Origin of the sequence: Synechococcus sp. N32 (genome assembly GCF_900473895.1) — a bacterium.
Lineage (GTDB): Bacteria > Cyanobacteriota > Cyanobacteriia > PCC-6307 > Cyanobiaceae > Parasynechococcus.
Genome location: NZ_UCND01000011.1, coordinates 46,903 through 60,500 on the forward strand (window position 1 = coordinate 46,903; position 13,598 = coordinate 60,500).

Annotated in this window: 17 protein-coding genes; 10 read left to right on the plus strand and 7 right to left on the minus strand. The window is 65.6% G+C overall.

What is annotated here, in order from left to right:
• The first annotated feature begins 25 nt into the window (after positions 1 to 25).
• Entirely contained in the window at positions 26 to 1,198 is a 1,173-nt protein-coding gene (locus DXY35_RS03885) for a cysteine desulfurase family protein (RefSeq protein ID WP_115081202.1), read from the plus strand.
• Here the strand turns inward: DXY35_RS03885 and rsmH are convergent.
• On the minus strand, positions 1,195 to 2,079 hold the full coding sequence (rsmH, locus tag DXY35_RS03890) for a 16S rRNA (cytosine(1402)-N(4))-methyltransferase RsmH (protein WP_115081203.1): 885 nt from the start codon (positions 2,077 to 2,079) through the stop codon (positions 1,195 to 1,197). The genes DXY35_RS03885 and rsmH overlap by 4 nt on opposite strands.
• Before the next feature lie 54 nt (positions 2,080 to 2,133).
• Here rsmH and DXY35_RS03895 point away from each other — a divergent pair, with 54 nt between their 5' ends.
• Together DXY35_RS03895 and DXY35_RS03900 are read left to right on the plus strand one after the other, a co-directional pair.
• The gene (locus tag DXY35_RS03895) at positions 2,134 to 3,318 is read left to right on the plus strand and encodes an NAD(P)H-quinone oxidoreductase subunit H (RefSeq protein ID WP_115081204.1); all 1,185 of its coding nucleotides are present in this window, start codon (positions 2,134 to 2,136) and stop codon (positions 3,316 to 3,318) included.
• Between the two features lie 24 nt (positions 3,319 to 3,342).
• Entirely contained in the window at positions 3,343 to 3,705 is a 363-nt protein-coding gene (locus DXY35_RS03900; RefSeq protein WP_115081205.1) for a DUF2752 domain-containing protein, read from the plus strand.
• Between the two features lie 4 nt (positions 3,706 to 3,709).
• Here the strand turns inward: DXY35_RS03900 and DXY35_RS03905 are convergent, their stop codons facing one another.
• Positions 3,710 to 4,387, minus strand: a complete 678-nt coding sequence (locus DXY35_RS03905) for a hypothetical protein (RefSeq protein ID WP_115081206.1) — start codon at positions 4,385 to 4,387, stop codon at positions 3,710 to 3,712.
• A 59-nt stretch (positions 4,388 to 4,446) separates the two neighbouring features.
• Between DXY35_RS03905 and DXY35_RS03910 the strand changes: the two genes are divergently transcribed.
• The gene (locus tag DXY35_RS03910) at positions 4,447 to 4,896 is read left to right on the plus strand and encodes a thioesterase family protein (protein ID WP_115081207.1); all 450 of its coding nucleotides are present in this window, start codon (positions 4,447 to 4,449) and stop codon (positions 4,894 to 4,896) included.
• Here DXY35_RS03910 and DXY35_RS03915 read toward each other — a convergent pair.
• The 3 genes from DXY35_RS03915 to menA are packed head-to-tail and all read right to left on the minus strand — an operon-like array spanning position 4,867 to position 7,939.
• The gene (locus DXY35_RS03915) at positions 4,867 to 6,033 is read right to left on the minus strand and encodes an AMP-binding protein (protein WP_115081208.1); all 1,167 of its coding nucleotides are present in this window, start codon (positions 6,031 to 6,033) and stop codon (positions 4,867 to 4,869) included. The two genes, DXY35_RS03910 and DXY35_RS03915, sit on opposite strands and share 30 nt — an antisense overlap.
• Positions 6,030 to 6,998, minus strand: coding sequence for an o-succinylbenzoate synthase (gene menC, locus DXY35_RS03920; protein WP_115081209.1), 969 nt, complete (start codon positions 6,996 to 6,998; stop codon positions 6,030 to 6,032). Before menC ends, DXY35_RS03915 begins: the two co-directional genes overlap by 4 nt.
• The gene (gene menA, locus DXY35_RS03925; protein ID WP_115081210.1) at positions 6,995 to 7,939 is read right to left on the minus strand and encodes a 2-carboxy-1,4-naphthoquinone phytyltransferase; all 945 of its coding nucleotides are present in this window, start codon (positions 7,937 to 7,939) and stop codon (positions 6,995 to 6,997) included. Before menA ends, menC begins: the two co-directional genes overlap by 4 nt.
• A gap of 70 nt (positions 7,940 to 8,009) precedes the next feature.
• Between menA and DXY35_RS03930 the strand changes: the two genes are divergently transcribed.
• Positions 8,010 to 9,416 (plus strand): isochorismate synthase MenF, encoded by a 1,407-nt coding sequence (locus DXY35_RS03930; RefSeq protein ID WP_115081211.1) that lies wholly within the window; start codon positions 8,010 to 8,012, stop codon positions 9,414 to 9,416.
• Here DXY35_RS03930 and gshB read toward each other — a convergent pair.
• Both gshB and grxC read right to left on the minus strand, forming a co-directional pair.
• Complete coding sequence (gshB, locus tag DXY35_RS03935; RefSeq protein WP_115081212.1) at positions 9,383 to 10,306, minus strand: glutathione synthase; 924 nt, start codon at positions 10,304 to 10,306, stop codon at positions 9,383 to 9,385. The genes DXY35_RS03930 and gshB overlap by 34 nt on opposite strands.
• A gap of 3 nt (positions 10,307 to 10,309) precedes the next feature.
• Positions 10,310 to 10,567 carry a glutaredoxin 3 gene (grxC, locus tag DXY35_RS03940; protein ID WP_115081213.1) on the minus strand — a complete coding sequence of 86 codons (258 nt, stop codon included), beginning with the start codon at positions 10,565 to 10,567 and terminating at the stop codon, positions 10,310 to 10,312.
• 77 nt (positions 10,568 to 10,644) lie between these two features.
• On the opposite strand from grxC, the gene prfB reads away from it, so the two are divergent.
• The 5 genes from prfB (at position 10,645) to DXY35_RS03965 (ending at position 13,583) form a co-directional block, all read left to right on the plus strand.
• A protein-coding gene (gene prfB / locus DXY35_RS03945; RefSeq protein ID WP_115081214.1) for a peptide chain release factor 2 occupies positions 10,645 to 11,773 on the plus strand; the annotation gives its coding sequence in 2 pieces (ribosomal slippage) (positions 10,645 to 10,719 and positions 10,721 to 11,773; 1,128 coding nt in all).
• 4 nt (positions 11,774 to 11,777) lie between these two features.
• Positions 11,778 to 11,942, plus strand: coding sequence for a DUF3285 domain-containing protein (locus tag DXY35_RS03950; protein ID WP_115081215.1), 165 nt, complete (start codon positions 11,778 to 11,780; stop codon positions 11,940 to 11,942).
• A 2-nt stretch (positions 11,943 to 11,944) separates the two neighbouring features.
• Positions 11,945 to 12,463 (plus strand): rRNA maturation RNase YbeY, encoded by a 519-nt coding sequence (gene ybeY, locus DXY35_RS03955; protein WP_115081216.1) that lies wholly within the window; start codon positions 11,945 to 11,947, stop codon positions 12,461 to 12,463.
• Positions 12,464 to 12,567: 104 nt separating this feature from the next.
• On the plus strand, positions 12,568 to 12,975 hold the full coding sequence (locus tag DXY35_RS03960) for a diacylglycerol kinase family protein (protein WP_244272960.1): 408 nt from the start codon (positions 12,568 to 12,570) through the stop codon (positions 12,973 to 12,975).
• A 14-nt stretch (positions 12,976 to 12,989) separates the two neighbouring features.
• Positions 12,990 to 13,583, plus strand: coding sequence for an aminodeoxychorismate/anthranilate synthase component II (locus DXY35_RS03965; RefSeq protein WP_115081218.1), 594 nt, complete (start codon positions 12,990 to 12,992; stop codon positions 13,581 to 13,583).
• Positions 13,584 to 13,598 lie beyond the last annotated feature (15 nt).

The window sequence follows — 13,598 nt, forward strand, 5'->3', positions numbered from 1 at the left end:
CCTGTGCTGTTCGCAATGCAGCACCATGATCGCAACATCTGCCTGCATCGTCCTGAGCGGCTCAGCTCTCGCCTTTGATTTCCAGGCCACCACCCCCTGTGCGGCCGAGGTGGTGGAGGCGATGGCGCCCTTCTGGAGTGCGGACTGGGGCAATCCCTCCAGCCGCCAGCATCGGCTCGGACTCAGCGCCTCTGCCGCGGTGAACGTGGCGCGGCAGAGGCTGGCTGAGGCGATGGGGGTGAAGCCGGAACGACTGGTGTTCACCAGTGGCGCCACCGAAGCCAACAACCTGGCCCTGCTGGGCCATGCCCGCGCACTGGGCAAGGCGCATCTGATCAGCGTGGCCACTGAACACCACGCCGTGCTCGATCCGCTCAACCAACTGCAACGGGAAGGCTTCAGCGTCACCCTGCTGACCCCAGGCCCCGACGGACTGATCAGCCCCGAGCAGTTGGAGGAAGCAATCACCCCCGAAACGCGACTGGTGAGCGTGATGGCAGCCAACAACGAAATCGGCGTGCTCCAGCCGCTCGAGCAACTGGGAGCAGTTTGTCGCCGCCATCGCATCACCCTGCACAGCGATGGAGCCCAGGCCTTCGGAACGCTGCCGCTGAAGCCTGATGCCCTGGGGGTTGATCTGCTCAGCCTCAGTGCCCACAAGCTCTACGGACCCAAGGGCATCGGCGCCCTGGTGCTCCGGGAGGGCATCGCCATCGAACCGCTGCAATGGGGAGGCGGCCAGGAGGCGGGGCTCCGGGCCGGCACCCTGCCCACCGCCTTGATCGTGGGCTTTGCCGCCGCCGCCCGCCTTGCGCTGCAGGAGCAGGAGCAGCGCAACAGCCATCTTCAGCACCTGCGCGATCAGCTATGGGAGGGCCTGCAGCAGCGCCTCCCAGGCGTGCTGCTCAATGGGGCCCTGCAGCAGCGCCTGCCCCACAACCTCAACATCAGCCTTCCCGGGGTGAACGGCAGCCGCCTGCACCGGGCCCTGCGCCCGCACCTGGCCTGCAGCAGTGGCTCCGCCTGCAGCAACGGTGCCCCGTCCCACGTGCTCAAGGCGATCGGTCGCTCGCGGGCTGAAGCCGAAGCCTCCCTTCGGCTCAGCCTGGGGCGTGAGACCACAGCCGGCGACGTGGATCAAGCCATCACAGCGATCACCGACGCCGCAACTGCCACCGGGTTCCTCAGCGGTCGCTAAACAGGGGCCACACGCTGGGCCACACGCCATTTGGCACTGCGGCTGCGGGGGTTGGCCTCCTCCTCCTGCTCGGTGGCCACCACAGGCTTGCGGGTGATCCGTTGCAAGCGCTCATCGCGCAGGAAGGCGGTCTTGACGCGGCGGTCTTCCAGAGAATGGAAGCTGATGATTCCCACAAGCCCCTCGGGCTCGAGCCAGTCGGGAGCTTGCTGCAGCAGGCGATCGAGCACCCCCAGCTCATCGTTGACCGCAATCCGCAGGGCCTGGAAGGTGCGGGTGGCGGGATGAATCCGTCCCCGCCGCGCCTTGGGGGGATAACAACCGGCCACGGCGTAGGCCAAAGCCGCGGTGCCCTCATAGGAGCCCTTGTCCTTGAGGTCCGCTTTGATGCGCCGGGCGATACGACGGGAGAGCCGCTCCTCCCCATAGCCATAGATCAGATCCGCAAGCTCGTTCTCCTCCAGGCGATCAATCAGCTCAGCCGCGGTCTCCCCCTCGCCGCCGGCATCCATCCGCATGTCCAGGGGACCATCCAGGCGAAAACTGAAGCCCCGCTCCGCCACATCCAGCTGCGGGCTGCTCACCCCCAGATCCGCCAGCACCATCACGGCGGGCTCGGGCGGCACATAGTCGGCAAAGTTGGTGGCCACGATCGAGACGCGATCACCAAAGGCGGCCAGACGCTCCGCCGCCGCGGCCCGGGCCGTGGCGTCCTGGTCCAGTCCGATCAGGCGCAGGCCGGGATGCTGTTCCAGCAACAGGGCGCTGTGGCCGCCGCCCCCAAGGGTGGCGTCGATCAACAGGCCATCCGGACGGGGGATCTGCCGGGCCGCATCCAGCACCGCATCGGCCAGCACGGGCACATGGCTGAAGGGGGGCACAAGCCACAGGCGAAGACTCCTTAAGATCTACTCATCGATCGGACCACCGCTCCCATGACGCAGCTGGAAACGCGCACGGAGCCCATGGTGGTGAACTTCGGGCCCCACCACCCCTCCATGCACGGGGTGCTGCGGCTCGTGGTCACCCTTGATGGTGAGGATGTGGTCGACTGCGAACCGGTGATCGGTTACCTCCATCGCGGCATGGAGAAGATCGCCGAGAACCGCACGAACGTGATGTTCGTGCCCTACGTGAGCCGCATGGACTATGCGGCGGGGATGTTCTACGAGGCGATCGTGGTGAACGCCCCGGAAAAACTGGCGAACATCCCGGTGCCCAAGCGGGCGAGCTACATCCGGGTGCTGATGCTGGAACTCAACCGCATCGCCAACCACCTGCTTTGGCTTGGACCCTTCCTGGCGGACGTGGGAGCTCAGACGCCGTTCTTCTACATCTTCCGAGAGCGGGAGATGATCTACGACCTGTGGGAAGCCGCCACCGGCCAGCGGCTGATCAACAACAACTATTTCCGCATCGGCGGCGTTGCCGCAGACCTGCCCTGGGGCTGGCTGGAGAAATGCCGTGATTTCTGCGACTGGTTCGGCCCCAAGATCGATGAGTACGAAAAGCTGATCACCAACAACCCGATTTTCCGGCGCCGGATAGAAGGGTTGGGAACAATCGAGAAGGAAGACGCCATCAACTGGAGCCTCTCCGGCCCGATGCTGCGCGCTTCCGGCGTGCCCTGGGATCTCCGCAAGGTGGATCACTACGAGTGCTACGACGACTTCGACTGGCAGGTGGCCTGGGAGAAGGAAGGCGACTGCTACGCCCGCTATCGCGTGCGCATTGAAGAAATGCGCCAGTCGCTCAAGATCCTTCGCCAGGCCTGCGACATGATCCCGGGCGGCCCCACCGAAAACCTCGAGGCCAAGCGCCTCAACGAAGGCAAGGGCAGCGACGCCGCTAGTTTCGACTTCCAGTACGTGGCCAAGAAGGTGGCACCCACCTTCAAGATCCCCAACGGCGAGCTCTACACCCGGCTGGAGTCAGGCAAGGGCGAGATCGGCGTGTTCATCCAGGGCAACAACGACGTCACCCCCTGGCGCTTCAAGATCCGCGCTGCCGACAGCAACAACTTGCAGATCCTTCCCCACATCCTCAAGGGACACAAGGTGGCCGACATCATGGCCATCCTCGGTTCCATCGACGTGATCATGGGATCGGTGGATCGCTGATCTCTGAACCGGTTTCTGCGGCGGTTGCAACGCGCGGGCTACCTGCTGCCCGCCACCCTCACTAGTGCGTTATGGCTCAAGGGGCTGCATCCAGGCCTTCCCGGCCTAGGCTGCCCACTTCGCGCCCTCACCGGCGTGCCCTGCCCCACCTGCTTTCTGACCCGAGCAACAAGCGCAGCACTCACCGGTGATCTGGGCGGATCACTTCAATGGCATCTGTTTGGCCCAGTTGCCGCCCTGGGGCTGGTGTTCTGGAGTGTGCTGGCGCTCCAGCAACGGCGTCTCATCCCCAGAGGTCTTCCCCTCTGGCCCCTGCCGTTGGTGGCTGGAGGGTTGATCAGCTACTGGCTGCTGCGCCTGAGCACCAACAGCTGGCCCAGCGGCTGAGCGATCAGCGCAACAGTCCGCGCTGATAGGCGACGTTCTGAAGGAAGAAGCTGGCCATGGGAATCACCACAAAGCCCCCCAGACCGCAGGTCGCCAGGGCCAGCAGCCCCACAACGATGCCCGTCAACACCTCAAGCCCAACGAAGCTCAAGCCGTTTTCCGAGCGATACACCACCTGAAACGACTGGGAGAAGGCTTCACCGATGCCCATGTCGGTGACGAAGATGCGATTCACGAACACCGGCGTCACCAACGCCACGGCAATCCCGGGAAGGATGCAAAGCAGAAAGCCGATGGTGGTGACCAGCGAAAAGAACAGCCCCGCCAGCACATAACGCCACCAACGGCCGGTGAGCAGCTGAGCGGCCGTTGAAATCGTCACCACCTCACCGCGCTCGTAATAGAGGGCAGGAACGGCCACCAACAGCACCGACAACAGGCTGGCGAGGATGGAGAAAGGCAACTGAACCAATTGGGCGAGCACCGCTCCGAGCCCCAATGCCGCATCGCTGCTGCCGATGATTGACGACACAGCAACGATTATCAGGCCATAGGCCAGAACAGCCAGCAGCGACAGCACGATCGAGCCCACCCAGCTCACCAGCACCACAGGGATGTGCTGCAGAAAGGCCTGCCAGGCCTTCTGAATGGACGGAGACTCGAAGGCAATCGGCGCGGCCATGGTTCAGGCGGGATTTCTGTCAGGGTGACAGTCGGCACCGGCTTGAACAACACATCGCCATGACCTCTGCCCCCTGGCTGGAGCTGAGCCGAACCGTGCGCTTCAGCGACACCGACGCCGCCGGCGTGATGCACTTTCAGCAGCTGCTGGGCTGGTGCCACCAGGCCTGGGAGGAAAGCCTGGAACGCTTTGGCCTGCCGGCGGGTTCAGTCTTCCCTGGCGGCCGCGGAGAGCAACCGAGCGTGGCCTTGCCGATCGTGCACTGCCATGCCGATTTCCGCGCCCCGGTGCAGCTGGGCGACCAACTGCTAATTCGCCTGGAGCCGGAACGGCTCGATCCGAGCAGTTTTGCGGTGAACAGCCAGGTGCTGCTGGAGGAGCAGCTGGTGGCCAAAGGCTGCCTGCGTCATGTGGCCATCGACGTGCAAACCCGGCGCCGCTGTGCCCTGCCCGATGGCGTGGACCGTTGGCTGGAAGCATCAAGCCTCGGCCGCATCCAACCGCTTTAACCACTCCCGCCAGCGCTGGCGCTGCCATTTCCCCAGCGCGGAGGGGACCAGGTCAGGGCACAACACCCAACGCCGTGGCGTCTCCGCCACAGGCCAGGGCCGAGTGAGGGCCTCAAGCCGCTGCAGCACGGCAGCGTCAGAACTGCCCACCAGCGCCACCAGCCGCTGCCCCCACTCCGAATCGTCCACAGCAAGAAGCAGCACGGCGTTCACCGGGAGCGATGCCGCCTGCAGCGCCGCCATCAAGCGCTGCTCAAGCTGTTCAGGGAACACGGTTTCCCCACCGGAGTGGATTGCACCATCGATGCGCCCCGCAATCTGAAGGCCTGGGGTCAAGACGGCCTGATCCCCGGAGCGCCACCAGCCATCGCCATCCCTGAGCGGTTCCCACCGATCCGGCTGATCCGCCCGCCAACAACCCAGCGCCAAGCGATCGGCGCGCACCTGAAGCGCCCCATCAACGGCCAGCTGAAGCTCCACATCCACCAGCGGGTCCCCACACCCGGGCTCGCCGGCCAAAAAGCGGTCCGGAGGCAGCGCCGCCACCATCGCCGCCGTCTCCGTCGACCCGTAACAGGGCGCCAGCGGCAGCTGCAAGGCCCGCGCCTGCTCCGCCAACACAGTCGGGAGAGCAGCGCCACCGATCCAGATCAACTGCAGCTGCTGAAGAAAGGCCACCCCATCGGGATGGGCCAGCAGGCGCGCCAGCTGCGTGGGCACCAACGACAGCACGGCAGGGTTCTTGCCCCAAGCGGGCAGGCCCTGACAGAACACGAGCAATTCGCTGGGGGTTTTCATCAACCCCGGCACCAGTGGCTGGTGCCCCGCGCCCCAGCAGCGGCTGCGCCACCAGGGCATCAGACCACTCACATGGGCTAGCGGCAGAGGATTGAGCAGCAGGGTGGAGGCGGGGTCAACGCCGATGCCCGTCAACCAATGGGCGGTGGCGGCGGCCGAACGGTCCAGATGCAGCGACGGCTGGGCGCAGCAACGGCTGCCGCCACTGCTGCCACCACTGCGCACCACCACCCCTGGCCCCGGCGGCAATTGAGCGATGGGGGCCGCTTCCGCCTCAGGCGAGAGGGGCACCCACTGCCCCGCCGCCAGCCCCTGCTCCAGCCGCTCAAGCTTGCTCATGCCGCCGCAGCCCAGACCTGCTCCGGATCGTTGGAGAACATCAGCCCCGCTGGCGTCCAGCCGGGGGCCAGGCCCGGTGCCGCCGGCGTGGGCCCCTGGGCCTGAAGCCCGGCGAGATGCTCCAGCCAGCGCCGACCGATGCCGGTTTCAAACGCCGTGCTCAGCATCCGTTGGGGCAGCCCCGCCTGGAGCTCCTGCAACAGCAGGAGGGGATCGCCCTCCAGCGCAGGCCGCCTCACCTGCCAGCCGCTCCAGCTGCGACGCAGCTCCGGGTGCTGGTGAAGCGATTCATCGAGGGCCACCGGCCCCAGCGCCGCCAACTGCTCCAGGCCGGCTTGATCCTCCACCGCTAGCGGCTGCTCCAACCAGTCCAGGCGCGGGTCATCGCGCAACCGCTGCATCCAGGCCTCAGCCGTGCTGCGATCCCAGCCGCCGTTGGCATCCAGACGCAGCCGGGCCGTGGGTGGCAACCGCTGGAGCAGCTGCTCGAGCAACTGACGCTCCAGGCCATCCGGCGCCGTTGCCACCTTCCACTTGAAGGTGCAGCTCTCCAGGCCACCCATCGATGCCGCAGCAGCCTCTAGAGCCGAAAGCATCGCCTCGCCAGCCGGCAGCAACAGCGCCGGGGCAGGGGCCTTCAGCCAGCCCTGGGGGGCAGCAGCACCCACCACACCCTGCAGCTCCGCCAGCGCCGCCCCAAGGCCAAAACCGATCGGCCCTGGGGCCTCCCGCAATACAGCCTCCAACTGAGCCTGAGGAAGCTCGTCCGGCAGCGCTGCGAGAGCCTGCTCACAGGCCGTGAATTGCTGCTGATGCAGCGGAGCCACTTCGCCCCAGCCCACGGCCCCCTGAGCATCATCCAACCGCAGCAACCAGCCACAGCGCTCCCGCAGCTCACCGGCTGCCGTGCGCAGCGGCTGCAGCAGGGAAAAGCGGAAGCGGCGACGCTGCAGCCGGAGCGTCATCCGCCCGTCCAGACGCGCGCCAGTGCAAGGCCCGCACTCAGCCCCAGACCATTCCAGCCCTGGAAGCGCAAGGCCATAAATTTGCTGCCGCTGATCAGCTCCGGCCTGTCGTGGTGACGCTGCAGCAGACGCATCAGCTGCACACCGGCAGGAAGGCCGAGAGCGCTCAACAACACCGTCGGAGGCCAGTCCCCGAGCAGCACGGGCACCCACTCCAACGCCAGCGTCAAGGCCACAAACCAGGGCACCAAAGCTGCCGCCCGGGCCGTGCCCAGACGCACCACCGGCGAGCGTTTGCCATGGGCGGCGTCCTCCTCCACCTGATGGAAGTGGGAGCAGAACAACACCAGGGTGGTCGCCAGGGCGGGACCTGCCCCCAAGATCCAGGCCGTGCCCCAAGGAATCGACACCGTGCCCCTTGGTTGCAACACCACCAGGGCCGCTGCGGTGGCAAAGGGCCCAAAGGCCAGCCAGCACAGGGGCTCACCCAGGCCGCGGTAGCCCAGGCGGAACGGCGGGCCCTGGTACACGTAACCCAAACCGCAGCACACCAACACCAGGGCCAGCACGGCCCCACTGCTGTTCCAAGCCAACCCGGCCATCACCAGCAACCCCAGCACCAGCACAGCGGTCGCCCCCTGCGCAACACGGTCCCGGCGACCGGTGAGGTTCACCACGGAATGGGGCTTTGTGCTGGCATCCACACCCGTGGCCGCATCAAATACATCGTTGCTGAGGTTTTCCCAGAGCAGCAACAGGATGGCCGCCAGCACAAAGCCTCCCAACTGCAGCCAGCGCAGGGAGCCCGCCACCCCGAACTGCCATCCAGCCGCCAGCAGCACAGGCATCACGGCGACGGAATACATCGGCCACTTGATCGCTGCCTTCCACAAACGGCGCCGATCGGCGTAACGGGATGCGACAGCCTGCGGCTCAGACATGGACAGGACCCGTTCCCACAGGGCGAAGACCCATACATTTGAGCAGTAACCCTGGCCGGAAACGCCGCGGATGTCGGCTGATTGTTGTTTCAGCACCCTCCTCTCCGCTGCCCAGCGGGGATGGTTGGCCTGTGACGGCGATGAAGCGCTGCTCAGCCTGGCCCTGCCGATCGAAGGGATCGATCCGCTTCTGGCCTTGCCGCAGCTGGCGGAGCAGGAAAGTCTGCAGGTGCTGTGGGACAGCGCGCCGGGTCTCTGCCTTGCTGCCGCAGGACCCTGCCAGGAACTGGAGCTGGCCGGCAGCCGTCGCTTTGAACAGGCCCAACGCTTCGCCGACCTCTGCCTCAGCCGGCTGCACGACACGGCAGCGGACAGCCCAGCCCATGCGCGGCCTCGGGTGCTGCTGCGCTTCCGCTTCTTTGACCAGGTGAGTGAGCGCCGCCGCAGTGAAGCGGTGGTGCCATCTGTGCAGGCGGTGCTGCCCCGCTGGCAGCTCAGTCGTCAGGGACGCCGCGGCTGGCTGCGGCTGAACGGGGTCGTGAGCAGTGCAGCGGACTGCCGCGAGCTGGCGGAAAAGCTTTGGCTCAAGCACGAACAACTGCTCAAGGCGCCAGCCACGCCAACCCCCCTCAAGCCCCAGGCGCTGGTGGCGGCAACGGAACCGGAAACCTGGCGGCAGCGCTACGCCGCAGCCCTCACCCGCGGCATTGATCTGGTCAACAGCGGCGAGCTGCACAAACTGGTGCTGGCGGTGCGGCACCGCATCGTTCTGGCCGACACCTTCAACCCCCTGCCGCTGTTGAAACGGCTGCGGCGGCAACAGGCCGGCAGCTGCCGCTTCCTCTGGAAGCGCCATGCCGGCGATGCCTTCTTTGGTGCATCGCCGGAACGGCTGCTCAGCCTGCGCGCCGGTTGGCTGCGCAGTGATGCCCTTGCTGGCACGGCGGGGCAGGGAGATTCCGGAGCGCAGCTGCTGCGCTCCGATAAAGACCGCCGTGAACACGAGTTGGTGGTTGAAACCATCACCGACCAACTGCGCCGCAACGGACTGAGCCCCCGCCGCCGCCGCCAACCCCAACTGGCCCGTCACGGCAACCTCACCCACCTGCACACCCCGATCACGGCCGAAACCCACGGTCAGCCCGTGTTGACGCTGGCCGAACAACTGCACCCCACCCCTGCCGTTGCCGGGTTGCCGCGACGCGACGCGATGGCCTGGTTGCGCACTCTCGAACCGTTTGAACGGGGCAGCTATGCCGCACCGATCGGTTGGATCGACAGCGCCGGTGATGCCGAACTGCGGGTGGCGATCCGCTGTGGTCACGCCCTGGGCTGTGAGCTGGATCTCACCGCAGGCGCCGGCCTGGTGCGGGGGTCCGTTGCAGAGCGGGAACTTCAGGAAGTGGGGCTGAAGCTGGCCGTGCTGGCGGACCAGCTGGAACTTCAGACCAGCGCGCGCAACCGCTCGATCGTCTGATCGGCCAACGGCTGGTTCATCAGCCTCTCCACTTCCCGCACCCCGGTGGGGCTGGTGACGTTGATTTCGCTGAGCATGCCGCCGATCACGTCAATGCCAACGAAGAACAACCCCTCTGCCCGCAGCGCCGGGGCCAGAGCAGCGCAGATCTGACGTTCCCGCTCGGTGAGTTCCGTGGCTTCCGCCTGGCCACCCACGGCCAGATTGCTGCGGAATTCTCCGGCTGAAGGACGCCGGTTGATCGCCCCCAGGGGATCGCCGTCCACCAGAAGGATGCGCTTGTCACCCTCGGTCACGGATGGCAGAAAGGCCTGGGCCATCACCGGCAGGCTTTCCCGCTCCGTCACCAATTCCAGCAGAGCCTTCAAGCCCGGCGCCTGGCCGTTGACCCGAATCACCCCCAGGCCGGCACGCCCCCCCAGGGGTTTGAGCACGATCTCCTGCTGCTCCTGGGCAAACAACAGCAGTTCAGACACCCGCCCCGCCACCAGCGTGGGAGCCATCCAACGGCTGAAGCGCAAGGCCCCCAGCTTTTCGTTCCAGCTGCGCAGCGCACTGGGGCGATTGAGCACCCGCACCCCCGCTCGCTCGGCCACCTCCAGCAGATGGGTGGCGTACAGATATGCCTCATCAACCGGCGGATCCTTACGCATCCAGATCACGTCAAACCCAGCCAGCGCCTGACGTTCAGCCACCCCAACCGTGATCCAGGGCTCCGGCGTCACCGGAAGTGCAATCGCGAGGGGTTCATCGCCCCGTGCAATCAGATCGGAGGGCGTGCAGGCCCACACCTCATCGCCGGCGCGATGGGCGGCCTGCATCAGCGCAGCAGAGGAATCCTTGGCTGGATTGATCTGCCCCAGCGGATCCAGAACAAACAGCTGGCGCATCGATCAGGCCTTCAGCAGCGCATCGAGCTCACCGGCGCGATCCAGGGCATGGAGGTCGTCACAACCACCGATGTGGCGATCGTCGATGTACACCTGCGGGACGCTGCGGCGACCATCACCCCGCGCCGCCATGGCATCCCGAGCCGACTCATCCCCATCCACGCTGTGTTCGGTGTAGCTCACCCCTTTGCGGTCCAGAAGCCCCTTGGCGCGGACGCAGAACGGGCATGTTTGCCAGGTGTAGATCTCAACCTTGGCCATTGCGTTGGTGATGCCGGTGGTCGGATCCTATGCAGCTACTGCGCTGATAGCGTCAGAGGCTGATCAGGACCGAGTCCTTGCTGGATCTCACCGACTTCAAACGCGATCTCTCCGAGCTCACTGACCGCCTGGGCAATGCCCAGGACTGTCTTTGACGTTCCTGCACTGAACGCCAGGCAACAGGATCTCGAACAACTCGCGGCCCAGCCCGATTTCTGGGATGACCAGCAGAACGCCCAAAAGCAGATGCGGCGTCTGGATGAGGTGAAGGCCCAGCTGTCTCAGCTGGCCGGATGGCGCGGTGCGGTCGACGACGCCCAGGCCACCCTTGAGCTCTACGAACTGGAGCCCGATGAGGACCTGCTACAGGAAGCTCAGAACGGGCTGAACCAGCTGCGCCAGGGACTGGACCGCTGGGAACTGGAGCGTCTGCTCAGCGGCGAATACGACAAAGAGGGTGCCGTTCTCAGCATTAATGCTGGCGCCGGTGGTACCGACGCCCAGGACTGGGCCCAGATGCTGCTGCGCATGTACACCCGCTGGGCGGAAGACCGCGGCATGAAGGTGACCGTGGATGAACTCTCCGAAGGGGAAGAAGCCGGGATCAAGAGCTGCACGATCGAGATCGAAGGGCGCTACGCCTACGGCTATTTGCGCAACGAAAAGGGCACCCACCGCCTGGTGCGCATCTCGCCGTTTAACGCCAACGACAAGCGCCAGACCAGCTTTGCCGGCATCGAGGTGATGCCGAAACTGGAGGAGGAAGTCGACATCGATATCCCTGAAAAGGATCTCGAAGTCACCACCTCACGCTCCGGTGGCGCCGGTGGCCAGAACGTGAACAAGGTGGAAACCGCCGTGCGGATTCTCCACATCCCCACCGGCCTGGCCGTGCGCTGCACCCAGGAACGTTCCCAGCTCCAGAACAAGGAAAAAGCGATGGCCCTGCTCAAGGCCAAGCTGCTGGTGATCGCCCAGGAACAACGGGCCGCCGAAATCGCCGACATCCGCGGCGACATCGTTGAAGCTGCCTGGGGCAACCAGATCCGCAACTACGTGTTTCACCCGTACCAAATGGTGAAAGACCTGCGCACCAATGAAGAAACCAACGATGTGCAAGCGGTGATGGATGGGGCCCTCGACCCGTTTATCGATGCCTGTTTACGCCAGGGTGTCGACAGCCCCGGCGCCGACGCCGATTCCTGATCCCATGGCCAGCGAGAGCACCCCACCGCCGAGCTTCGTCAAACAGGCCATGCGCAACATGGTGCGCAAGGGCAGCAAGAGCCTGTTCCACTTCGGCCTCACCGCCCTGGGATTCCTCGGCTTCATCACCCTTGTGGCTTGGCTGGGACGACCGACCCTGCCGGGTTAGGCATGGAGCTCGACCTCGCACTGGATCGGGAGGGGGTGACGCTGCAACCCTCCGACAGCTCCGATCTGCTCGATGAGTCGGCCTGGCTCCAGCAGTTGGAACGTTGGCTGAACAGCATCTGCGGGGACTCGAGCCTCGACTGCCCAACCCTGGTGCGTGCGGCGGAGGAGATCAGCCTGGGACTGCGTTTCACCGATGAAGCCGAGATCGCGGATTTGAACAGCGCCTGGCGCCAGAAAACAGGCCCCACGGATGTGTTGTCGTTTGCCGCCCTCGACGACGCCGGCGACTGGATGGAAGGCCCCAGCATCGAACTGGGAGACATCGTCGTCTCCCTGGAGACGGCCCGGCGTCAGGCCCAGGAACAGGAGCACAGCCTGCAGCGGGAATTGCGCTGGCTGGTGAGCCATGGCCTGCTGCACCTGCTGGGCTGGGACCATCCCGATGACGAGAGCCTTGCCGCAATGCTGGCCCTGCAGGAAAGGCTTCTTGGGGAGGGGTGGCCTGGACAACCCGGGTAGTCTTCGAGGAGCGGGCGTGTGCCCTGCGGAGTCTGAGTTCCGTTCCGATGACCACTGAATCGCCCCGGACACCCTCCGCAGACACAGCTTCAGAGGAGGTGGCCATGGTGCCCAATGCCATGCGACGACGGGGCAGCTGGCGCATCGCCGGTGATCTGCCCTCAAGTTTTCGCTACGCGGCTCAGGGCCTCGGCTACGCCTTCCTCACCCAGCGCAACTTCCGCATCCATGTGGTGACGGGGCTGGTGGTGTTTGGCCTGGCCACCTGGCTGCAACTGGATCTGATCCGCCTGGCCGTGCTGGTGCTTACCGTGGCTGCCGTTCTGGTGTTGGAGCTGCTGAACACAGCGATGGAAGCGGTGGTGGATCTGGCCATTGGCCGGCGCTACCACCCCTTGGCCCGCATCGCCAAAGACTGTGCTGCTGCCGCCGTGCTGACTGCAGCCATCAGCTCTTTGCTGATCGCTCTGTTTCTCCTGCTTCCGCCGCTCCTGCTCCGCCTGGGGCTCTGACTCCCGATTCGCAGATGCTGCTGGTCATCGACAACTACGACAGCTTCACCTTCAACCTGGTGCAGTACTTCGGTGAGCTCGCCGCTCAGCATCCGGTGGCAGCCGATCTGCAGGTGCATCGCAACGACGCCATCAGCCTCGAGCAGATCCGTGCCCTGAAGCCCGACGCGATCCTGCTCTCCCCAGGCCCTGGCGACCCGGATCAATCAGGCGTCTGCCTCGACATCCTCAAAGAGCTTTCCGCAACGGTGCCCACCCTGGGGGTGTGCCTGGGCCATCAGGCCATCGCCCAGGTGTACGGCGGCCGGGTGGTGCGCGCCCAGCAGCAGATGCACGGCAAGACCTCACCGGTGCTGCACAAGGGCGATGGCGTGTTCGCGGGACTCCCCCAACCGCTGACGGCCACCCGCTACCACTCCCTGATCGCCGAACGCGACACCCTGCCGGACTGCCTCGAGGTGACCGCCTGGCTCGAGGACGGCACGATCATGGGCCTGCGACACCGGGAGCATCAGCACCTACAGGGGGTGCAGTTCCACCCGGAAAGCGTGCTCACCGATCAAGGCCACCAACTGCTGGCCAATTTCCTGCGGGAAGCTGAGGGATAACGCTGTTAGCGTCCG